General features: G+C 70.7%; 21 protein-coding genes and 1 pseudogene. 11 read left to right on the plus strand and 11 right to left on the minus strand.

The genetic code is table 11. The annotated features are described in order from the left end of the window. Positions 1-23: 23 nt before the first annotated feature. The 5 genes from ACQEVJ_RS05195 to ACQEVJ_RS05215 form a co-directional block, all read right to left on the minus strand. Positions 24-827: a hypothetical protein gene (locus ACQEVJ_RS05195; protein ID WP_433097702.1), complete on the minus strand. Its 804-nt coding sequence runs from the start codon at positions 825-827 to the stop codon at positions 24-26. Between the two features lie 147 nt (positions 828-974). Continuing rightward, positions 975-1,412, minus strand: a complete 438-nt coding sequence (locus tag ACQEVJ_RS05200) for a response regulator (RefSeq protein WP_433097704.1) — start codon at positions 1,410-1,412, stop codon at positions 975-977. Then, entirely contained in the window at positions 1,405-2,976 is a 1,572-nt protein-coding gene (locus tag ACQEVJ_RS05205) for a sensor histidine kinase (RefSeq protein ID WP_433097706.1), read from the minus strand. Before ACQEVJ_RS05205 ends, ACQEVJ_RS05200 begins: the two co-directional genes overlap by 8 nt. Continuing rightward, positions 2,973-4,124, minus strand: a complete 1,152-nt coding sequence (locus tag ACQEVJ_RS05210; protein ID WP_433097708.1) for a PP2C family protein-serine/threonine phosphatase — start codon at positions 4,122-4,124, stop codon at positions 2,973-2,975. Before ACQEVJ_RS05210 ends, ACQEVJ_RS05205 begins: the two co-directional genes overlap by 4 nt. A gap of 83 nt (positions 4,125-4,207) precedes the next feature. Further along, positions 4,208-5,134, minus strand: a complete 927-nt coding sequence (locus tag ACQEVJ_RS05215) for a LysR family transcriptional regulator (RefSeq protein ID WP_433097710.1) — start codon at positions 5,132-5,134, stop codon at positions 4,208-4,210. 199 nt (positions 5,135-5,333) lie between these two features. Here ACQEVJ_RS05215 and ACQEVJ_RS05220 point away from each other — a divergent pair, with 199 nt between their 5' ends. From ACQEVJ_RS05220 to ACQEVJ_RS05240, 5 genes are all read left to right on the plus strand, one after another. Continuing rightward, a complete protein-coding gene (locus ACQEVJ_RS05220; protein WP_433097712.1) occupies positions 5,334-6,122 on the plus strand; it encodes a succinate dehydrogenase cytochrome b subunit in 789 nt (262 codons plus the stop codon). 77 nt (positions 6,123-6,199) lie between these two features. Then, positions 6,200-8,131, plus strand: coding sequence for a fumarate reductase/succinate dehydrogenase flavoprotein subunit (locus tag ACQEVJ_RS05225; RefSeq protein ID WP_433112573.1), 1,932 nt, complete (start codon positions 6,200-6,202; stop codon positions 8,129-8,131). Then, positions 8,128-8,868, plus strand: coding sequence for a succinate dehydrogenase/fumarate reductase iron-sulfur subunit (locus tag ACQEVJ_RS05230; RefSeq protein ID WP_433097714.1), 741 nt, complete (start codon positions 8,128-8,130; stop codon positions 8,866-8,868). The genes ACQEVJ_RS05225 and ACQEVJ_RS05230 overlap by 4 nt, the downstream gene beginning before the upstream one ends. Positions 8,869-9,032: 164 nt before the next feature. Then, complete coding sequence (locus ACQEVJ_RS05235) at positions 9,033-9,485, plus strand: STAS domain-containing protein (protein WP_433097716.1); 453 nt, start codon at positions 9,033-9,035, stop codon at positions 9,483-9,485. A gap of 118 nt (positions 9,486-9,603) precedes the next feature. Further along, positions 9,604-9,954, plus strand: a complete 351-nt coding sequence (locus ACQEVJ_RS05240; protein WP_433097718.1) for an STAS domain-containing protein — start codon at positions 9,604-9,606, stop codon at positions 9,952-9,954. Here the strand turns inward: ACQEVJ_RS05240 and ACQEVJ_RS05245 are convergent. The 3 genes and pseudogenes from ACQEVJ_RS05245 to ACQEVJ_RS05255 form a co-directional block, all read right to left on the minus strand. Beyond that, positions 9,951-10,340 carry a Clp protease N-terminal domain-containing protein gene (locus ACQEVJ_RS05245; RefSeq protein WP_433112576.1) on the minus strand — a complete coding sequence of 130 codons (390 nt, stop codon included), beginning with the start codon at positions 10,338-10,340 and terminating at the stop codon, positions 9,951-9,953. The genes ACQEVJ_RS05240 and ACQEVJ_RS05245 overlap by 4 nt on opposite strands. Positions 10,341-10,370: 30 nt before the next feature. Beyond that, positions 10,371-10,511, minus strand: a pseudogene (locus ACQEVJ_RS05250) (Clp protease N-terminal domain-containing protein); the annotation flags it as partial. Then, entirely contained in the window at positions 10,512-10,745 is a 234-nt protein-coding gene (locus ACQEVJ_RS05255; protein WP_079316659.1) for an RNA polymerase subunit sigma-70, read from the minus strand. Positions 10,746-10,857: 112 nt separating this feature from the next. Between ACQEVJ_RS05255 and ACQEVJ_RS05260 the strand changes: the two genes are divergently transcribed. Together ACQEVJ_RS05260 and ACQEVJ_RS05265 are read left to right on the plus strand one after the other, a co-directional pair. Beyond that, positions 10,858-12,576, plus strand: coding sequence for an ABC transporter ATP-binding protein (locus tag ACQEVJ_RS05260; protein WP_433097720.1), 1,719 nt, complete (start codon positions 10,858-10,860; stop codon positions 12,574-12,576). Positions 12,577-12,578: 2 nt separating this feature from the next. Then, positions 12,579-14,339 (plus strand): ABC transporter ATP-binding protein, encoded by a 1,761-nt coding sequence (locus ACQEVJ_RS05265; RefSeq protein WP_433097723.1) that lies wholly within the window; start codon positions 12,579-12,581, stop codon positions 14,337-14,339. A 6-nt stretch (positions 14,340-14,345) separates the two neighbouring features. Here ACQEVJ_RS05265 and ACQEVJ_RS05270 read toward each other — a convergent pair whose 3' ends face one another. After that, positions 14,346-16,421, minus strand: coding sequence for a DPP IV N-terminal domain-containing protein (locus ACQEVJ_RS05270; RefSeq protein WP_433097725.1), 2,076 nt, complete (start codon positions 16,419-16,421; stop codon positions 14,346-14,348). Positions 16,422-16,463: 42 nt separating this feature from the next. Between ACQEVJ_RS05270 and mshB the strand changes: the two genes are divergently transcribed. The 4 genes from mshB (at position 16,464) to ACQEVJ_RS05290 (ending at position 19,421) form a co-directional block, all read left to right on the plus strand. Then, the gene (gene mshB / locus ACQEVJ_RS05275; protein WP_433097727.1) at positions 16,464-17,369 is read left to right on the plus strand and encodes an N-acetyl-1-D-myo-inositol-2-amino-2-deoxy-alpha-D-glucopyranoside deacetylase; all 906 of its coding nucleotides are present in this window, start codon (positions 16,464-16,466) and stop codon (positions 17,367-17,369) included. A gap of 9 nt (positions 17,370-17,378) precedes the next feature. Then, positions 17,379-17,810, plus strand: coding sequence for a DUF6113 family protein (locus ACQEVJ_RS05280; protein WP_433097729.1), 432 nt, complete (start codon positions 17,379-17,381; stop codon positions 17,808-17,810). Between the two features lie 52 nt (positions 17,811-17,862). Then, the gene (locus ACQEVJ_RS05285; RefSeq protein WP_433097731.1) at positions 17,863-18,300 is read left to right on the plus strand and encodes a hypothetical protein; all 438 of its coding nucleotides are present in this window, start codon (positions 17,863-17,865) and stop codon (positions 18,298-18,300) included. Between the two features lie 272 nt (positions 18,301-18,572). Next, positions 18,573-19,421, plus strand: a complete 849-nt coding sequence (locus ACQEVJ_RS05290; RefSeq protein ID WP_433097733.1) for an MBL fold metallo-hydrolase — start codon at positions 18,573-18,575, stop codon at positions 19,419-19,421. Between the two features lie 58 nt (positions 19,422-19,479). On the opposite strand, the gene ACQEVJ_RS05295 is transcribed toward ACQEVJ_RS05290, so the two are convergent. Together ACQEVJ_RS05295 and ACQEVJ_RS05300 are read right to left on the minus strand one after the other, a co-directional pair. Then, the gene (locus ACQEVJ_RS05295) at positions 19,480-19,626 is read right to left on the minus strand and encodes a hypothetical protein (RefSeq protein WP_433097735.1); all 147 of its coding nucleotides are present in this window, start codon (positions 19,624-19,626) and stop codon (positions 19,480-19,482) included. A gap of 82 nt (positions 19,627-19,708) precedes the next feature. After that, positions 19,709-20,071, minus strand: a complete 363-nt coding sequence (locus tag ACQEVJ_RS05300) for a hypothetical protein (RefSeq protein ID WP_433097737.1) — start codon at positions 20,069-20,071, stop codon at positions 19,709-19,711. Positions 20,072-20,142: the final 71 nt, after the last annotated feature.

Consider the following 20,142-nt stretch of genomic DNA (forward strand, 5'->3'; position numbering starts at 1 on the left):
AGATCCTTACAACGACGTGCTGCTTAAGCGAACGGGAAGTTGATGACGCCCTTGGCGACGAGCCGGACGTACAGGTCCGCGATCACGATCGAGGCCATGGACGCCCAGGCGAACTGCTGGTGCCTCGCGTTGAGCTTCGAGACCAGCGTCCACGCCTTGTAGCGCAGCGGGTGCTTGGAGAAGTGATTCAGGCGCCCGGCGGTGATGTGGCGGCAGGAATGGCAGCCGAACGTGTAGGCAAGGACCAGAATCGCGTTCACCACGAGGATGATCGTGCCGAGGCCGACGTGCCCCCAGTTGCCGTTCTCGTCGCGGAAGGACAACACCGCGTCGTACGTCAGGATCAGACCGATGATCACGGCGACGTAGAAGAAGTAGCGGTGGACGTTCTGCAGGATCAGCGGCAGGCGCGTCTCGCCGGTGTACTTGCCGTGCGGCTCGGCCACCGCGCACGCCGGGGGCGAGAGCCACCACGAGCGGTAGTACGACTTGCGGTAGTAGTAGCAGGTGAGCCGGAAGCCGCCGGGGAAGGCGAGGATCAGCAGTCCCGGCGGCAGGGTGTACCAGTCGCCGAACGGAGCGAACCCGAACAACCGGGCCCCTTCCGGACAGGACGTCGCCGCCAAGCAGGGCGACGAGAAGGGGGCGATGTACGACCCGGCGAGCACGCTTCTGTCGAACATCGCCCAGAAGCCGTAAATCAAGAACAAGAAGAGTCCGGCGAACGTGAGCGCCGGAGCCAGCCACCATCGGTCGGTTCGAAGAGTGCGCACCCTGATCTGTGCGCGTTGTTTCCTTGCCGCGCTCTCGGCCGTTGTCTGGGTCATCGGAGACCTTCCACCCTCACTGACTCCGCGCACGCCGGAGTGACCGCGCCGTACTGCTCAGGCCGTGCGCGTTATTGGTGGGGCACACATTACGACGAGCACATCACGAAGTGTGAGGAGCGTCACTCCTCCCCCATGTGATCTCGGTCACTTCCCCGGCAGTTTGACGACGGTCACGAAGAATTCGTCGATCTGCTGTACTACCCGGGTGAACTGGTCGAAATCCACGGGCTTGGTAATGTACGCGTTGGCGTGCAGGTTGTATCCCCGCAGGATATCCTGCTCGGCCTCCGATGTGGTCAGGATCACAACGGGGATGGTCCGCAGGGAGGGGTCCTTCTTGACCTCCTCCAGCACCTCGAAGCCGTTCACGCGGGGCAGGTTGAGGTCGAGCAGCACCAGATCGGGCCGGGGCGCCGAGGCGTACTGCCCCTCGGCCCGCAGGAAGGCCAGCGCCTGCTCGCCGTCGTTGACCACGTGGAGGTTGTTGCCGACCTTGTTGTAGGAGAACGCCTCCTGGCAGAGCAGGACGTCGCCCGGGTCGTCCTCGACCAGGAGCACCTCAATCGGGCGGAACTCATTCATCGGGGTCTCCCAGGGCCGGCAGGGTCCAGCGGAACGTGGCTCCGGCGTCCTCGCTCGTGTCGAGCCAGATCCGGCCGCCATGATATTCGACGATTTTGCGGCACAGGGCCAGTCCGATGCCCGTCCCGGGATAGACGTCCCTCGGGTGCAGGCGCTGGAAGATCAGGAAGATCCGGTCGGCGTACTTCGGCTCGACGCCGATCCCGTTGTCCGAGCAGCTGAACTCCCACATCTCGCCGTCCCGCCGTACGCCGATGTGGACGCGGGGAGGCTCCTCGGAGCGGAACTTGAGCGCGTTGCTGACGAGGTTCTGGAAGAGCTGGGTCAGCAGCGTGCGATTGCCGACGACCTTGGGCAGGTCGTCGTGGGTGACCGTCGCGCCGGTCTCCGACAGCCGGGCGTCGAGGTTGCGCAGGGCGCCGGCCAGGGCGTCGCCGCTGTCCATCTCCTCCTGCTCGCCGCCGACGCGGCCGACCCGCGAGAAGTCGAGCAGGTCGTTGATGAGCAACTGCATGCGGCGGGCGCCGTCGACGGCGAAGCCGATGTACTGCCGGGCGCGGTCGTCGAGCCGGTCGGCGTAGCGCTGCTCCAGCATCTGGGTGAAGCTCGCCACCTTGCGCAGGGGCTCCTGCAGGTCGTGGCTGGCCACGTAGGCGAACTGCTCCAGCTCACGGTTGGAGCGCCTGAGCTCCTCGGTCTGCTCGGCGAGCAGCTGGCGGGCCTTGACGGACGACTGCCACTCGGCCATGATGCGGCGGCGCATCCCGTCGACGTGGCCCGACAGCTCCCACAGCTCGGCCGGCCGCTCGACCCCGATCTCGTGGTCGAAGTCGCCCGCGGCCACCGCCCGGACCTGCCGGGTCAGCCGCGCGATCGGGCCCACGACCGCGCGGCGCACGATCAGCGCGCAGAACACGATCGCCAGCACCATCGCGCCGACCAGCGCCGCGATCGCCGCATAGATGGTGTTCCAGCCGGAGTAGAGCCGATCCCTCGCGACGTCGTGCAGCCGTCCCAGCACGGCCTGCTGCGTGTCGAGCGCGTTCCTGATCGCCGAGAAGCGCTGGAGGTTGTTCTTGGCCAGGTCGGTGAGCGAGCCAGGGCCGCTCTTGAGGGTCCGCGCGACCACGGGCTCGGCGTAGTCGCGCCGCCACGCGGTCGTGGCATCGGTGATCTCGCGGATCTGGTGGCGGACGCCGTATCCCTGGGGCAACTGGGGGACGAGCCTGGCGATCGCGTCGGTGGCCGACTGCTCCTCGGCGACCCCCTGGCGGTAGGTGTCGAGGTACTGCTGCTCGCCGGTGAGCCCGTATCCGCGGATCGCGCCCTCCTGCGCCTGCACCGCCCGGGCGACGCGCAGCGTCTGCAGGGCGGCGGGATCGACCGCGTCGACGAGGGCCTGCCGGGCCTCGTACGTCGAGGAGAGCGCGAGCAGGATGGCGCTGACCGCGATCACGAAGATGAGCAGGACGCCCGCTCCGGCGAGCAGGAACCACCGGCTGACCGGCAGGCGGGAGCCCCGCGCGGACGGCGCCAGCGGGGGCAGCGGCGCTGGCGAGCTCATTTGTCGTCACCCCGGGACACGAGGACGGCCGCGACGTCGTCGTGCATGGCGCCGTCGAGACTGGCGATGATGCGGTCGAGGTCGATCCCCGCCTGGGCGCGGATCAGGTTCGCGAGCCCCTCGGTGCCGAGCAGGTCGCGGTTCTCGCCGACCGTGGCCTCGATCAGGCCGTCGGTGTAGAGCAGCAGCGACCACCGCTCGCCCAGGGTGACGTCGATGGGCGTCCACGCGATGTCCGGGAAGATCCCGAGCGGCGGGCCTGACGGCGTCTCGGTGACCACGCCGAGCACGCCGTCGCGCAGCAGCAGCGGCGGCGGGTGGCCGATCACGTGCAGGCGGGCGGTGGTCAGGTCGGGGGCGATGGTCGCGGTGCACATCGTGGTGAAGATCTCCGGCGACTTGCGCTCGTGCCGCAGCAGCGTGTCGAGCGTGCGCAGCACGTCGTTGCCGGTCTGCCCGGCCAGCACCAGCGTGCGCCAGCCTATGCGCAGTGCCGTGCCGAGAGCGGCCTCATCGGGCCCGTGCCCGCACACGTCGCCGATCAGCACGTGGACCGCGCCGTCGGGCGTCTGCACGGTGTCCCAGAAGTCACCGGCCAGCAGCCCGCCCGTACGTCCGGGAAGGTAGCGGGCCTGGTGGTGGAGGAGCATGGGGTCGAGCAGAGGGACGGGCAGCAGGCCGCGTTCGAGCCGGGAGTTCTCCTTGCTGACGATGCGTTCCTGCAGGAGTTCGCGCATGGCGAGATCGGCACGCTTGCGCTCGATGGCGTAGCGGATGGCGCGGATCAGCAGCCGGGCGTCGACGTCCTGCTTGACCAGGAAGTCCTGCGCTCCGGCGGCGACCGCCTCGATGCCGACGTGTGCGTCTCCGAGCCCGGTGAGGACGAGCACCGCCGTGTCCGTGGCCATGGCGAGGATCTGCTGCAGCGCCTCGAGCCCGCTGGCGTCGGGAAGGGAGAGGTCGACGAGCACGCACTGCACGTCGTCGGTGAGCCGCGCGCATCCTTCGGCGAGCGTCCGCGCCCAGGTGATCTTCGGCGGCCTCTCGGCGCCCGCCAGCAACTCCTCGACGAGAAACGCGTCGCCGGCGTCGTCCTCGATCAGTAGGAGGGTGAGCGGATCGGGCAGCTCAGGGGAGACCGGGGTCACGAACGCCTCTCGTCAGCGTCGGCAGCATCGTCGTGCGTCATCGTCTGCACAAACCTATCGTCTGGGAACCGCTCGGTTAGGGCTCACAGGTCAACGAGCGCCTCTATTCCCTGGGGAAGCGTCCCATCACGGGCAGCCTCGCCGAGGAACGACAAAAGCGTCCCACGGAAGGCCTGCGCCGCCCGAGTCGGCTCCACGTCTTTGCGGTGGGCGAGGGCGACCGTACGGCGCAGTCCGGGCAGCAACGGCGTGCCCGTCAGCCTCGGCCGGTTCTCCAGCACCATCGAGGGCACCACCGCGATGCCCAGCCCCGCCTCGACGAACCGCAGCACCGCGTCCATCTCCCCGCCCTCCACCGCGAAGCGCGGCTCGAACCCCGCCTGCCGGCAGGCCGCCAGCGTCGCTTCGCGCACGTCGTAGCCCCTGCGGAACATGACCATGGGCCGTCCGCGCAGGTCCTCGATCCGCATGTACGACCTGCGGCCCCGGGCCGACGCGGAGGCGACGACGAGGTTCTCGCTCAGGATCTTCTGGGTCACCAGGGACGGGTCGCTGCTCTGCAGCGGCAGGATGATCAGCGCCAGGTCGAGCTGGCCCCGGGCGAGATCGCGGACGAGGTCGCGGGACCCGCCCTCCTCGACCCGCAGCTCCACCCCGGGGTAGTCGCGGTGGAAGCGGGCCAGCGCGTCGGCCAGCAGCCCGGCGCACAGCGACGGGGTCGCGCCGAGGCGCACCCGTCCCCGCCGCAGCCCCGCCAGCTCGGCGACCTCGCGCCGGGCGGTCTCGGCGTCGGCGAGCATGCGGCGCGCGAGCGGGAGCAGCGCCTCACCCGCCGCGGTGAGCGTGACGTTGCCCCGGGCCCGGCTGAACAGGGGCGCCCCCAGCTCGGTCTCGAGGCTCTTGATCTGCTTGCTCAGCGACGGCTGCGCGACCCGCATCCGCTCCGCGGCCTGGGTGAAGTGCCGCGTCTCGGCCACGGCCGTGAAGTAGGCCAGTTGCTGGAGCTGCACACCTCAATAGCCTAGGGCTATCGCCGAAACCGGCTCGATGCGCCCCCCGTGATGTGACCGCGGTGTGAATTTCGTCGCACACCCTCGGGACCTTCGACTCTTGGAAACCGTACGGGGCAGAGCACATAGCCGGGGGCTATCGAAACCAGACCTGTCATGACTTGGACGTCTGAAAAGCGCGAACCTAGCGTGTGCATTCGTGACTGCCACTGTTGACCACTCCGTGGACCGCGGTTCGGCGACCGCGCCGGTTCCCGCGCATACCGCACCTCGCAAGCCCGCCGGGCCCGCGCCGCGTACGCCTGCCCGTCGCGGCCTGCTCGGCACCTCAGCCGGCAGGAAGGCCGTGATGGCCGTCACGGGCGCCGTTCTCGTGCTCTTCCTGATCGGCCACATGCTGGGCAACCTCAAGATCTTCCTGGGTGGCGACTCCTTCAACCACTATGCCGAATGGTTGCGCACCGTGGGCTCGCCCGCGCTGCCGAACCGGACGCTGTTGACGATCACCGAGATCGTGCTCGTGGTCTGCGTCGTGCTGCACATGTGGGCGGCGGTGTCGCTCGCCCGCCGTGCGGCCAAGGCGCGGCCCGTCAAGTACGCGGCCAAGCGGAAGTCGCAGGCCAACGGGTACGCCACGCACACCATGCGGTATGGCGGCGTGATCATCGTGCTGTTCGTGATCTGGCACCTGCTGGACATGACCTTCGGCACGGTGAACCCCGAGGGCGGCGACGCCACGCCGTACGCCCGGATGATCGCCGGCTTCCAGCCCGACCGCTGGTGGGTGGCGCTGTTCTACCTCGTCGCCATGGTGATGGTCGGCCTGCACCTGCGCCACGGCCTGTGGAGCGCGTTCCAGTCGCTCGGCCTGACCCGCCGCCCCCGCGTTCGCAGCGCGCTGCAGACGACCGCCGTCGCGGTCTCCGCGGTGCTGGTGCTCGGGTTCGTCTCCGCGCCCATCTGCATCCTGATCGGAGTGGTCAAGTGAAGTTCCGCCGCCGCACCCAGCAAGAGAACGCCCAGCAAGAGAACGCCCAGGAGGAGAACCGGGGCGCAGCACCGGCCATCACCGGGCATTACCGGGTGGGTGAGCCCATCCAGGACGCCAAGGCGCCGGCGGGTCCGATCGAGGACCGCTGGGACAAGCGCCGTTTCCAGGCCAAGCTGGTCAACCCGGTCAACAAGCGCAAGCTGACCGTCATCGTCGTCGGCACCGGCCTGGCCGGCGGCTCCGCCGCGGCCACGCTCGGCGAGCTGGGATACAAGGTCAAGTCGTTCTGCTACCAGGACTCGCCCCGGCGGGCCCACTCCATCGCCGCGCAGGGCGGCATCAACGCCGCCAAGAACTACCGCGGCGACGGCGACAGCGTCTACCGGCTGTTCTACGACACCGTGAAGGGCGGCGACTACCGCGCCCGCGAGTCGAACGTCTACCGCCTCGCCCAGGTCAGCGTGAACATCATCGACCAGGCCGTGGCGCAGGGTGTGCCGTTCGCCCGCGAGTACGGCGGCCTGCTCGACACCCGCTCCTTCGGCGGCACCCAGGTGTCGCGCACCTTCTACGCCCGCGGCCAGACGGGCCAGCAGCTCCTGCTCGGCGCCTACCAGGCCCTGGAGCGGCAGGTCGCGGCGGGGAACGTGGAGGTCCACACCCGCCACGAGATGCTGGAGCTCATCGTCAGCGGCGGCCGGGCCAGGGGCATCGTGGTCCGCGACATGGTCACCGGCGAGATCGAGACCCACCTCGCCGACGCGGTCGTGCTCGCCAGCGGCGGCTACGGCAACGTGTTCTTCCTGTCCACCAACGCCAAGGGCTGCAACACCACGGCGATCTGGCGGGCGCACAAGAAGGGCGCCTACTTCGGCAACCCCTGCTACACGCAGATCCACCCGACCTGCATCCCGCAGAGCGGCGACCACCAGTCGAAGCTGACGCTGATGTCGGAGTCGCTGCGCAACGACGGCCGGGTGTGGGTGCCGAAGCTCAAGGGCGACAACCGGGCTCCCGGCGACATCCCCGAGGACGAGCGCGACTACTACCTGGAGCGCATCTACCCGGCGTTCGGCAACCTCGTGCCGCGTGACATCGCCAGCCGCGCCGCCAAGAACGTCTGCGACGAGGGCCGCGGCGTCGGTCCCGGCGGGCTCGGCGTCTACCTCGACTTCGCCGACGCCATCACCCGGATGGGCCGCGACGCGGTCGAGAAGAAGTACGGCAACCTCTTCGAGATGTACGAGCGCATCACCGGTGAGAACCCGTACGAGGTGCCGATGCGCATCTACCCGGCCGTCCACTACACGATGGGCGGGCTGTGGGTGGACTACGACCTGCAGTCCACGATCCCCGGGCTGTTCGTGGTCGGCGAGGCCAACTTCTCCGACCACGGCGCGAATCGCCTGGGCGCCTCCGCCCTCATGCAGGGCCTGGCGGACGGCTACTTCGTGCTGCCGACGACGGTCGGCGACTACCTCGCCGGGGCCGGCGCGTTCGGCCCGGTCGAGGAGGACGACGTCGCGGAGGCCAGGAAGGCCGTCCAGGACAAGATCGACAAGCTCCTGTCCGTGAACGGCGACCGCACCGCCGACTCCTACCACCGCGAGCTCGGCCGGATCATGTGGGACTACTGCGGCATGGAGCGCACCGAGGAGTCGCTGCGCAAGGCGCTGGAGCGCATTCCCGAGCTGCGCGAGGAGTTCTGGAACAACGTCAAGGTGCCGGGCGACGCCGAGGGGCTCAACCAGGCGCTCGAACGCGCCGGCCGGGTGGCCGACTTCTTCGAGCTCGCCGAGCTGATGTGCATCGACGCCCTGCACCGTACGGAGTCGTGCGGCGGCCACTTCCGGGCCGAGTCGCAGGACGAGGACGGCGAGGCGCTGCGCGACGACGAGAACTTCGCCTACGTCGCCGCGTGGGAGTGGACTCCGGAGGGCCCGGTCCTGCACAAGGAAGAGCTGAACTACGAGTACGTCAAGATGACCCAGCGGAGCTACAAGTGAACCTGACCCTCAAGATCTGGCGGCAGAACGGCTCGTCGGACAAGGGACGGATGGTGACCTACCGGGTCGAAGACGTCTCTCCCGACATGTCGTTCCTGGAAATGCTCGACGTCCTCAACGAGCGGCTGATCCTGGAGGGCGACGACCCGGTCGCCTTCGACCACGACTGCCGCGAGGGCATCTGCGGCATGTGCGGCATGGTCATCAACGGCGTCGCGCACGGCGAGCAGAAGCTCACCACGACCTGCCAGCTGCACATGCGGCACTTCAAGGACGGCGACGTCATCACGATCGAGCCGTGGCGGGCCGCGGCGTTCCCGGTGGTCAAGGACCTCGTCGTGGACAGGTCGGCGTTCGACCGGATCATCCAGGCGGGCGGCTTCATCTCCGTTCCCGCCGGGTCCGCCCCGGAGGCGCACTCCGTCCCGGTGCCGAAGGCCGACGCCGACGCCGCCTTCGACGCCGCGACCTGCATCGGCTGCGGCGCGTGCGTCGCGGCCTGCCCCAACGGCTCGGCCTCGCTGTTCACCGCGGCGAAGATCACCCACCTGAGCCTGCTGCCGCAGGGCCAGCCGGAGCGCGAGCCGCGCGCCAGGGCGATGGTCGAGCAGATGGACGCCGAGGGCTTCGGCGGCTGCACCAACACGGGCGAGTGCACGGCGGTGTGCCCGAAGGGCATCCCGTTCGACACGATCGCCCAGATGAACGCCGACTACCTCAAGGCCGCCTCCAAGTAGCACGACCGCGTGGCACACGAGTGAACGTACGGCCGGCGCACGGATCCACACCGCGCGCCGGCCGTGTCGTCGCTGCCGGAACGTAATCACGCCTCCTCCCGGGTAACGTGTGATTTGTGTTGCCGTAACACGCCTGCCCTGTACCCGCAGGCGAGGGAGTGAGCATGCCCGTGACCGGTCCACGTTCCACCTTGAAGGTCGCGTCCGCAGTCCATGGCGCGGCCGTCGTCGTGCGCGTGGAAGGCGATCTCGACGCCGGCACCGTCCATCTGCTCCACGACGAGTTGCACCGGGTCTGGGAGTCGGCCGGGACGTCCGTCCTCGTGATCGACGTCGCCGAGCTCATGTTCTGCGACTCGCGCGGGCTGAGCGAGCTGATCTCCGCGTTGCAGCGCGGCCAGGCTTTGAACGTCCGATTGATACTGAGCGGCGTGCAGGGCGTGCTGCGCCGGGTGCTGACGATCACCGGCCTGCGCAACGTGTTCGAGCAGCACCCGACGGTCGAGGAGGCGCTCGGCCACGCGGCTGACGCCGGTCCGCGTCACCCTCGGCCTGGCGACGAGCCGGGCTCGGACTCCGATTCCGGCGGGTTGTACGAGATCGCCGGCGACCGCTGAGCACTGCCGGCCTCCGCCGTCCTGTCCTCCTTGCCTCTCTCTGCCTGCCGGGGTAAGTAGAGGTGTAACTTCTCTGTAGATCTTTCAAGAGGAAGATCGCCCGGAACGAGGACAGGCGATGACGACGAGATTTGGCGTCACGGTGAGCCATGAGGCGACGCACACTCTCGTCACTCTCACCGGCGAGCTGGACGTGATCTCCGGAGAGCGGCTGCGCACCGTGTTCGGCAAGTTGTCGGAGGAGGGCGGCACGCGGCTTGTCCTTGACACCTCCGAGCTGACCTTCTGCGACTCCATGGGCCTGCGGCTCCTGCTGGAGACGCACGATCGCGCCGTCGAGGCGGGCGGGTTCATGAAGCTCGCCGGCGTTCGGGGCGTCTTCCGGAGGATCCTCACGGTGACCGGGCTGCACGCCGCGTTCCCCATCTACGAGACCGTCGGGGACGCCCTGGCGGCCTTGAGTGATTAAGGGATCAGAGCGCTCCTGACCTCCTCCCGCAGCGCGGGCAGGTCGACCCCGGCGTCGGCCAGGATGCGTACGCCCAGACCCTCGCCCTCCCGGATGACGCCGAGCAGGATGTGCCCGTCCTCGATGCTCCGGCTCTTCATCGCGAGTGCCTCGCGCAGCGAGAGTTCGAGCACCTTCCTGGCCCGGGGCCCGAACGGAACGCGCCAGCCGCTGACGAGGACCCCTCGGCGGTCGCGCTGGGGGGCGCGGTCCAGGGCGCCGGGCCCGAAGACGCCCTCGACCTTCTCCCGCACAGCCGACAGATCGATGCCGATCGACTCCAGGGCCTCGGCGTCGATGTCCCCGCCGGTAAGGTCGCCGCGTATGCGGACGATCTCCGCGCGCACCCGCGCGTGGTCGATCCCGTGGGCCGCGAGAAGGCGCGCGGACGGCGTCTGCGGGGTCAGCAGACCGAGCAGGATGTGCTCGGTGCCCGCCTGCCCGTGCCGGAGCTCCCGCGCCTGCTCCACCGCGTGCTTGACGACCTGCCGGGCGTCTTCGGTGAACCGTTCGAACATCTATTTCTCCCGTCTCAGCAGTCCTCGCCCGCCCGCGTACTTCTTGTGCACCGCCTGCCGGGACACCCCGAGCAGGAGCGCGATGTCCTGCCACGACCACCCCGCGGTGCGCGCGTTCTCCACCTGCAGCGCTTCGAGCCGTTCCACCAGGAGCCGCAGGGCCCGTACGGCCCGCAGGCCGACGGCCGGATCGCGGCTGCCGGCGTCGCTCGCCAGCTGTGCCGTATCGCTCATGTCGTCAACATAGGTTGACAGTCCTCCATGTGTCAACCACGGTTGACGCACTGACTGGCGCAGGGAAAACGGTTTGCCCATCGACCTGCGTTTTTGCGAGCCTGGAAGTATCATGCGTGCTCTTCCTGTGGCCGATCCCGGCACTCCCGACGCCCGCGGGCCGCTGCGCTACCTGTGGTGGGTGGCGCGCGGCCAGGCCGCCCCGCTGCTGGCCGGAGTCGGCCTGGCGGTGCTGTGGTGGCTGGGGCAGGCGCTCGTGCCGGCGGCCCTGGGCAAGGCGATCGACGCGATGGCCGCGGCGGACGCCGGCACGCTGATCAAGTGGTCGCTGGTGGTGCTCGGTCTCGGCGTGGTCCAGGCGATCGCCGGCGTCACCCGGCACCGCTTCGCGACCTTCACCTGGCTGTCGGCGGCCTACCGCACCGTGCAGGTCACCGTACGGCAGGCGGCCAGGCTTGGGGCGACGCTGCCGAAACGCCTGTCGACGGGCGAGGTCGTCAGCGTGGGCAACTCGGATATCGCGCACATCGGCAACGCCATGGACATCCTCCTGCGGGGCGCCGGCGCGGTCGTCGCCATCGTCGCGGTGACCGTGATCCTCATCGCCACCTCGGTTCCGCTGGGCCTGGTCGTGCTGGTCGGAGTGCCGCTCATGGCGGCCGCGGTGGGTCCTCTGCTCAAGCCGCTGCACCGGCGCCAGCACGAGCAGCGCGACCTGCAGGGCGACCTGGCCACCCGGGCCGCCGACATCGTGGCCGGCCTGCGGGTGCTGCGCGGGGTCGGCGGCGAGCAGGTCTTCGCCGCGCGCTACCGCGAGGAGTCGCAGCGCGTGCGGCGGGCGGGCGTGCGGGTGGCCTCGGTGGAGTCCCTGCTGGAGGGCGCCCAGATCCTGCTGCCCGGCGTGCTGATCGCGTGCGTGACCTGGCTCGGCGCGCACTTCGCGCTCGAAGGCCGCATCACTCCCGGTCAGCTCGTCGCGTTCTACGGATACGCGGTCTTCCTGATCGCGCCTCTGCGTACGCTGACCGAGGCAGCCGACAAGCTCACCAAGGGGCACGTGGCGGCGCGCCGCGTCTGCCGCATCCTGTCCCTGGAGCCCGAGATCACCGGCGGCGACGGCCGTTTCCTCGCCGGAGCGGGCACGCTGCCGGGCACGCTCCGCGACGGCGAGTCGGGCGTCGAGGTCCGGCCCGGCCGGCTCACGGCCCTCGCGGCGGCCGCGCCGGAGGACGCCATCGCCATCGCCGACCGCCTGGGCAGGTTCGCCCCCGGAGACGTCACGCTCGGCGGCGCGCCGCTGGCGGAGCTGCCGCTCGCCGAGGTCAGGCGGCACATCCTGGTGGCCGACAACGGCGCGCGGCTGTTCACCGGACGGCTGCGCGACGAGCTGGACGTGCGGGGCACGGCCACCGACGAGGACGTCCGCCAGGCGTTGCACGCCTCGTGCGCCGAGGACATCGTGGCGGCGCTGCCCGAGGGCCTGGACGCGCACGTGGCCGAGTCGGGCCGCGAGTTCTCCGGCGGTCAGCAGCAGCGGCTGCGGCTGGCCCGGGTGCTGCTCGCCGACGCGGAGATCCTGATCCTGGCCGAGCCCACCAGCGCCGTCGACGCGCACACGGAGGCGCGCGTCGCCGAGCGGCTGGGCAAGGCCCGGGCGGGCCGCGCGACCCTGGTCTGCACGACCAGCCCGCTCCTGCTCGACCGGGCCGACCACGTGTTGTACGTCGAGGGCGGCGTGGTGCGGGCCGAGGGCACCCACCGGGCGCTGCTGGAGACCGAGCCCGCCTACCGGGCCACCGTCACACGCGAGTTGATGCGGGGAGAAGGCTGAGCATGGCCCGCGAGATCCTGCCTGTCGCCGACCGGGCGCAGGTGCGCGCCTACGCACGGCGGCTGACGCTGAAGTATCCGCGCGAGCTTGGCCTCGCGCTGGCCCTGCACGCGCTGGCGGCGGCCTCCGGGCTGGTCGCGCCCCGCATGCTCGGCGACCTGGTGGAGGGCCTGGCCAAGGGCCGGGCCGACCTCCGCGTGGACACCGTCGCCCTGTCCATCGCCGCCTTCGTGGCCGCGCAGGCCGTGCTGGTCAGGTTCGCGGTGTACGCGTCGTCGCGGCTGGGCGAGAAGGTGCTGGCCGAGCTGAGGGAGGACTTCGTCGGCCGGGTGCTCGCGCTGCCGCTCTCGACGGTCGAGCGGGCCGGTTCCGGCGACCTCATCACCCGTACGTCCAGGGACGTGGACGCGCTGTCCCGGAGCGTGCGGCACGCCGTGCCCGAGACGCTGATCGCGATCGTGACCGGGATCTTCGTCGTCGGCGCGGTCATCCTCGTCGGACCGGTGATGGCGGTGCCGTCGCTGGTCGCCGTGCCGCTGCTGTGGGGCGCAACCCGGTGGTACCTCAACCGCGCCAGGGACGGCTACCTGCGGGAGAACGCGGCGTACGCCGACATGACCGAGGGCCTGGCCGAGACCGTCGAGGGCGCGCGCACGATCGAGGCGCTCGGGCTGGACAGGCGCCGCAGGGACCGTACGGACCGGGACATCGCCCGGTCGTTCGCCGCCGAGCGGTACACCCTGGGCCTGCGCATGGTGTGGTTCCCGGCCGTCGAGTTCGGCTACGTGGTCCCGGTCGTGGCGACCCTGCTCATCGGCGGGCTGTTCTCCATCGAGGGCTGGGTGACGGTGGCCCAGGTGACGACCGCAACGCTCTACGTCCAGCAGCTCATCGACCCGCTCGACCGGCTGCTGTCGTGGGTGGACGAGCTCCAGGTCGGCGGGGCCTCGATGGCCCGGTTGCTGGGCGTGGCCAACGTGCCCGACGACCGGGTCGCGGGCGAAGCCCGGCCGGTGGGGGAGGAGCTGAAGGTCAGCGGCGTCCGGTACGCCTACCGCGAGGGCCACGACGTGCTGCACGGCATCGACCTCGACGTACGCCAGGGGGAGCGCCTGGCCATGGTCGGGCCCTCCGGAGCGGGCAAGTCGACGCTGGGCCGCCTCATCGCCGGGGTGCACGCGCCGGGGAGCGGGTCGGTCACGGTCGGCGGGGTTCCGCTGGTCGAGCTGCCGCTCGACGAGCTGCGCGGGCACGTCGCCCTGGTCACCCAGGAGCACCACGTGTTCCGGGGGACGCTGCGCGACAACCTCCTGATCGCCAGGCCCGACGCCTCGGACGCCGACGTGCGCCGCGCGCTGGAGGCCGTGGACGCCTGGGAGTGGGTGGCGGCCCTGAACCATGGATCTGACGAGGCGCTGGACACCGCCGTCGGCTCGGGCGGCGCGGCGATCTCCCCGGCCCAGGCGCAGCAACTCGCGCTCGCCCGCCTGGTGCTGGCCGACCCGCACACGCTCGTCCTGGACGAGGCCACCTCGCTGATCGACCCGCGGGCCGCCCGCGACCTGGAGCGGTCGCTCGCGGCCGTGCTGGAGGGCCGTACGGTGATCGCCATCGCGCATCGGCTGTACACCGCGCACGACGCCGACCGGGTGGCCGTGGTGGAGGACGGCCGGATCAGCGAGCTGGGCTCCCACGACCACCTGGTGGCGGCGGGCGGTGCCTACGCCGCGCTGTGGGACAGCTGGCACGGCACCGCCCGGTAGTTCCGGTCAGCCGGTGATGTTCAGCGACTTCTTGAGGAAGTCGAGCTGCAGGAGCAGCAGGTTCTCCGCGACGACCTCCTGCGGCGTCATGTGGGTGACGCCCGACAGCGGGAGCACGGTGTGCGGGCGGCCGGCCGCGAGCAGGGCCGACGACAGCCGCAGCGTGTGCGCGGCGACCACGTTGTCGTCGGCCAGGCCGTGGATCAGCAGCAGCGGGCGCTCCAGCTTCTCCGTGTCTCCCTTCTCCGTGTCCTTCTCCGCGTCACCCAGGAGAGACGACCTCTCGTAGTGCCCCTCGTCGGGGTGGCCGAGGTAGCGCTCGGTGTAGCAGGTGTCGTACAGCCGCCAGTCGGTGACCGGCGCACCGGCGACCGCGGCGTGGAACACGTCCGGGCGGCGCAGCACCGCGAGCGCGGCGAGGTAGCCGCCGAACGACCAGCCCCGGATCGCCACCCGCGACAGGTCGAGGTCGCCGGGGTGCAGGGCCACCACGCCCTGCAGGGCGTCCACCTGGTCCTGCAGCGAGATCGTGAAGTCGTGCAGCATCTCGCGTTCGAAGGCCGGGCCGCGCCCCGGCGTGCCCCGCCCGTCGGCCACGATCACCGCGAAGCCCTGCTCGGCCCACCACTGGGACTCCAGGAACATCCGCCGGGCCGACAGCACCCGCTGGGCGTGTGGCCCGCCGTACGGGTCCATCAGGACGGGCAGCGGGCCCGAGCCGGGCACGTGCCACGAAGGCAGCAGGACCGCCGTGGACAGCTCGCGCGAGCCGGCGCGGACGAGCGACACACGCGGCTCCAGCCCGGGCCGCTCGGCGAGGGACTTGATCGATACCGCCCCCACGGACACCGTCGTTCCCTCGGTGTCGAGGCTCTGCCGGACGACGAGCGTCACGCCGCCCGCGCGGCGGCCGGAGTGGACGCCGGGTTCGGTCGTGACGGCGCTGATGGTGCCTGCCGAGTAGGTCCACAGGTGGATCTCGGCGGGCTCGCCGCTCGCCTGGAAGAGCACGGTGTCGCCGTCGACGTCGAGCACCGCGCGGACCTGCAGGGACGGCGGCGTGACCGGCTCGTCGCCGACCACGAGGCGGTGGCCGCCGTCGGCGTCGGCCACCCACACGAGCGTCCCGTCGGACAGCCGGGCCGGGACGCCGGTGACGATGTCCACCCAGGCCGGGTCGGTGTCCTCGCGCAGGAGCGTCGTCTCACCCGTGTCCGGGTCGGCCGCCAGCAGGCGCATGGTCCGCTGGTCCCGCGAGAGCGTGACGATCGCGAGGCCGTGGGCGTCCCAGGCCGCCGTCACCAGGTACTCGTGCTCGAACGGCACCGCCGTACGCGCGCCGTCCAGGCCGATGACGTGCAGCGTGACCTCGGCGTTGGCCGTTCCTGCGGCGGGGTAGCGCTGCGGGACGGGCCGGCGATCGGGGTTGGCCGGGTCGGCGATGTGCCACAGGGTCACCGGCGACTCGTCCACCCGGGACACGAGCAGGCGGTCGCCGGAGGGCGACCACCAGTAGCCGCGCATCCGCTCCATCTCCTCGGCCGCGATGAACTCCGCGAGGCCGTAGGTGACCAGGTCGCCGTCCGGCTCGGCGAGCGCGGTGTCCGCGCCGGTGGCGATCTCCAGCACGTGCAGGGCGCCGCCCGTGACGTACGCGACCCGCGTGCCGGTGGGGTCGAGCCGGGGGTCGATGACCGGCCCGGCCGCCGGGAGCCGCCGCGCCTCGCCCGAGGCGAGGTCGGCCAGGTAGAGGTCGCCCGACAGCGCGAAGGCGGCCTGCCGGACCTCCCGGTCGGTGGCGTACGCCACCACGCCGCCCGCCGACTCCCGCGACCGCTCGCGGCGGGCGCGCTCCTCCGGCGGCAGGTCCTCGTCGGCGGCGCCCAGGGCGAGGGGATCGACGACGAGCCGCTCGGCTCCGGACGCGACGTCCAACTCCCACAGGCAGGTCACCGGGTCGGTGCCCGATCGCGTCCTGAGGAAGGTCACCCGACCGCCGTCAGGGGAGATCGTGAAGTTGCGCGGCACCCCGAGGGTGAACCGCCGGGTCCTGGCATGCAACCGTGGGAAGCTCTCCGTCATAGCTCCTCATACTGCCAGTACGAGGGCACTACCCTCGGAGGCATGACTGACCGTCGCTTGCTGCTCGTGCACGCCCACCCCGACGACGAGTCCATCGGCACCGGCGCGATCATGGCCAAGTACGCCGCCGAGGGCGCGCACGTGACGCTCGTGACCTGCACACTGGGGGAGGAAGGCGAAGTCATTCCCCCGGAGCTCGCCCACCACGCGGCCGACAGGGACGACACGCTCGGTCAGTACCGCATCGGCGAGCTGGCCGCCGCGTGCAAGGCGCTCGGCGTCACCGACCACCGGTTCCTCGGCGGAGCCGGTCGCTGGCGCGACTCGGGCATGATGGGCGCGGCGACCAACGACCGCCCCGGCTGCTTCTGGCAGGCCGACCTCGACGAGGCCGCGGGTGAGCTGGTCAAGGTGATCCGCGAGGTCAGGCCCCAGGTCCTCGTCACCTACGACGAGAACGGCTTCTACGGCCATCCCGACCACATCCAGGCGCACCGCGTCTCCTGGCGGGCCTTCGAACTGGCCGCCGACCCCGCGTTCCCCGGCGGGGAGCCGTGGCGGATCGCCAAGTTCTACCTCACCGCCATGCCCAAGTCGGTGCTGCGGCGGACCATCGAGACCATGCGCGAGGCGGACGTCGACTTCTGGGTGCCGGAGTCGATCGACGACATGCCGGGATGCGCCGACGAGGACGTGACGACGGAGATCGACGCCAGGCCGTATGTGGAGGCCAAGCTCGACGCGATGCGGGCGCACGCGACGCAGATCGCCGTGGACGCGCCGTGGTTCGCGCTGTCGAACAACGTCGGCCAGCAGGCCCTCGGGGTCGAGCACTTCATCCTGCGCGCGGGGGTCCCCGGCCGGCCCGGCATCGGCGCCCCGTCCGAGGTCGGCGGCCTGGGCGAGCCGTACAACCGCGAGACCGACCTGTTCGCCGGCATCGGCTAAGTTGGCGGTATGACCGAGGAGACGCAGGTCGCCGTCGAGGCCGAGGACGCTCCCGGCCCGCTGGCCGGGGCCGTGACCGGCGCGGCGTACGGCGTGCTCTTCCTGCTGGGCGTGGTGCTCGGCGTCGTCGGGGGCTTCGAGCACGCGTGGTACGCCGGGCAGGTGCCGGTCGGCGCGATCGCCTGGCTGGCGGCCCTGTTCGCCGTGCCGTATGCCATGGGCAGGCTGATGGGCGGCAAGCTGGGCGCGCTCGTCCCCGCCGTCGGCTGGCTCCTCATGTCGTTCCTGCTGGCCACGCCGCAGCGGGCCGGCGACCTCGCCATCGCGGGAAACTCGGCCGGCTACTGGTACCTGTACGGCGGAGCCGTCGCCGTCGCGGCGGCGGTGGTCGTCACACGGTCCACAGGTTCGTGGTTGCTGAGGTCCTACGGCCGCCCGTGAGGTTGTCTGGGCTGGGCTTGTTCAGGCGGGGGCGGTCGCCGATCCTGGGGACATGCGGCGGTCGCACCGGGTCCGGCAGGTCATCAACTACGTCAACCTCTCCACGCCCCTCGGGCTGCTGATCGCGCGGATCGGCGGAGCCCGCACCCGCAGAGGGGAGCGGGGCCTCGTCTACGCGCACGGTTACCGCATCCCGTTCCCCGTCGCCGGGGCGTTCACCGTGGGCAATGTCATCCTGACCAAGCACGGGGAGGGTTACCTCACCGGCTGCCTGCTCGACCACGAGTCCCGCCATGCCACGCAGTACGCGTTCTGCGTCGGCCTGCCCATGCTCGCGCTGTACGTGCTCGCCTCGGCCGTCTCGTACGCCGTCTGCGGGCATCCGGCCTCTTGGAACCTTTTCGAGCGCATGGCCGGCCTGGACGACGGCGGTTATCCCCGGGTGCACCCGTGGTGGAGGAGAACATGGAGGAGATCGCGTTCCACCTGAGGGCGGAGGAAACATGAACGGAATCGACCAGTCGTAGGAGGAATACTTTCGGCTCTGCGGGGATCATGGAGAGCGGAAGGGAGTTCCCCATGTCGCAGACGATTCAACCGGAAAGCCCTGAGGCCCCAGAAATCCCCGTTTCTCCCGTTTCTCCCGTTCCGAAAGCGCCGAGTACGCCGATTGTTCGGCCGGTCGGACCCCGCCGGTGGCCGTCCAGCTTCGCCGACAGGCTGACCGCCCCTCTTCCGGACTTCCGCGAGGTCACCAGTGTCATGTGGCACGGGCAGCTGCGGCCCGACATCGGTGACAGCGACCAGATTCCCGTCCACCGCGTCGGCCTGCCCCGCGCCGCCGCGACCGAGACCGTGGTGACCTGGGTCGGCCACGCAACGTTCGTTCTCCAGATCGGCGGGCTGACCGTGCTGACCGATCCGGTGTGGTCCCGCAAGATCCCCGGTGTGCGCCAGAGGCTGACCCCTCCCGGCGTCGCCTGGTCCGACCTGCCCGAGGTCGACGCGATCGTGATCAGCCACAACCACTACGACCACCTGGACGCGCCGACGATCCGCCGCCTGCCGAGGGACACGGCCGTCTTCGCACCCGCCAAGCTCGGGGGGTGGTTCCGGCGGCGCGGCTTCCGCGACGTGACCGAACTGGACTGGTGGGAGTCGGCCCGCCTCGGCGACGTGACGTTCGACTTCGTCCCGGCTCACCACTGGAGCCGTCGTACGCTCTGGGACACCTGCCGCACCCTGTGGGGCGGATGGGTGCTCACCTCTCCCGAGCACCGGGTCTACTTCGCCGGCGACACGGCCTACGGGGAGCGGTTCACCCAGATCGGCGAGCGTTACCCGGGCATCGACCTCGCTCTCATGCCGGTCGGCGCCTACGAGCCGCGCTGGTTCATGAAGGTCTCCCACGTCGATCCCGCCCAGGCCGTGCAGGGCTGCCTCGACGTGGGCGCGCGGCGGATGGCCACCATGCACTGGGGGACCTTCGTGCTGTCGGGCGAACCGCTGCTGGAGCCCGTGCGCGAGGCCCGCGCCATATGGGAGTCACGCGGCCTCGACCCCGCCGACCTGTGGGACCTCGCCGTCGGCGAGAGCCGTACGCTGCCCTGACGGGATGGCACCGGGATGGCACCGGGATGGTGCTTCGGGAGGGCGGCCCCGGCGTCGGCTACGGTCGCTCTCCGAGCATCGCCGCGGCATTGGCCAGCCGCGTCCGCAGACGCCGCCGGAACGCCCGGAGTTCGGGGCCGTGTGTCCTGACGATCGTCCGCTGGGCCTCGATCTCCGTCGTCAGCCGCACGGTCAGATAGTCCACCTGCAGCTTGCCTCCGGCACGCGGATGCCCCTGACCGTCTTCGGCGCCTGCCCGCCCAGGACGGTCTGCTCCTCGGCCGGGGTCATCCCGTGTCCGCTCTCGCCGATCTCGGGGGTTTCTGCTGCGAAGCAGGTCGGAACGGCACGGCGTTGACGAGCCGAGCCTGTTGTTCGGGTGTCGGCTCGAACGCGTCCAGGGGGAACACCGCGTTCTCGACCGTGCGTACCGCCTTCTCTGCTGCCTTTTCTGCTGCCTTCTCTGCGGCTTGCCCGCCGCCCGGCACGGGCGACGCGGTGGCAGCGATGCCCGCCGTGAGGGCGGTGCCGCTCGTCTGACACCCGCTGAGCGCGACGGCGGCGAGCACGGCGAGCGAAAGCAGGCGGAAGCGCGAAAGAGCGTGCACGCCTGCATTCTTTTCCCGGCGGGTCCTGCCCGGATAATCCAAGCATTTACGGAATGGCGAATCGCATTTTCGGGCGGCGGCAGCGGTCCCGGCGCGGCGGCGCCACGTCGCAG

Source organism: Microbispora sp. CA-102843 (assembly GCF_050936215.1).
Lineage (GTDB): Bacteria > Actinomycetota > Actinomycetes > Streptosporangiales > Streptosporangiaceae > Microbispora.

Excerpts from the sequence above, each read along its gene's own strand:
- ACQEVJ_RS05290 (WP_433097733.1), top strand. The coding sequence starts at position 18,573 with ATGTGGCACGGGCAGCTGCGGCCCGACATCGGTGACAGCGACCAGATT.
- ACQEVJ_RS05285 (WP_433097731.1), top strand. The coding sequence starts at position 17,863 with ATGCGGCGGTCGCACCGGGTCCGGCAGGTCATCAACTACGTCAACCTC.
- ACQEVJ_RS05240 (WP_433097718.1), top strand. The coding sequence starts at position 9,604 with ATGACGACGAGATTTGGCGTCACGGTGAGCCATGAGGCGACGCACACT.
- ACQEVJ_RS05280 (WP_433097729.1), top strand. The coding sequence starts at position 17,379 with ATGACCGAGGAGACGCAGGTCGCCGTCGAGGCCGAGGACGCTCCCGGC.
- ACQEVJ_RS05205 (WP_433097706.1), bottom strand. The coding sequence starts at position 2,976 with ATGAGCTCGCCAGCGCCGCTGCCCCCGCTGGCGCCGTCCGCGCGGGGC.
- ACQEVJ_RS05200 (WP_433097704.1), bottom strand. The coding sequence starts at position 1,412 with ATGAATGAGTTCCGCCCGATTGAGGTGCTCCTGGTCGAGGACGACCCG.
- ACQEVJ_RS05270 (WP_433097725.1), bottom strand. The coding sequence starts at position 16,421 with ATGACGGAGAGCTTCCCACGGTTGCATGCCAGGACCCGGCGGTTCACC.
- ACQEVJ_RS05235 (WP_433097716.1), top strand. The coding sequence starts at position 9,033 with ATGCCCGTGACCGGTCCACGTTCCACCTTGAAGGTCGCGTCCGCAGTC.
- ACQEVJ_RS05260 (WP_433097720.1), top strand. The coding sequence starts at position 10,858 with ATGCGTGCTCTTCCTGTGGCCGATCCCGGCACTCCCGACGCCCGCGGG.
- ACQEVJ_RS05265 (WP_433097723.1), top strand. The coding sequence starts at position 12,579 with ATGGCCCGCGAGATCCTGCCTGTCGCCGACCGGGCGCAGGTGCGCGCC.
- mshB (WP_433097727.1), top strand. The coding sequence starts at position 16,464 with ATGACTGACCGTCGCTTGCTGCTCGTGCACGCCCACCCCGACGACGAG.
- ACQEVJ_RS05195 (WP_433097702.1), bottom strand. The coding sequence starts at position 827 with ATGACCCAGACAACGGCCGAGAGCGCGGCAAGGAAACAACGCGCACAG.
- ACQEVJ_RS05255 (WP_079316659.1), bottom strand. The coding sequence starts at position 10,745 with ATGAGCGATACGGCACAGCTGGCGAGCGACGCCGGCAGCCGCGATCCG.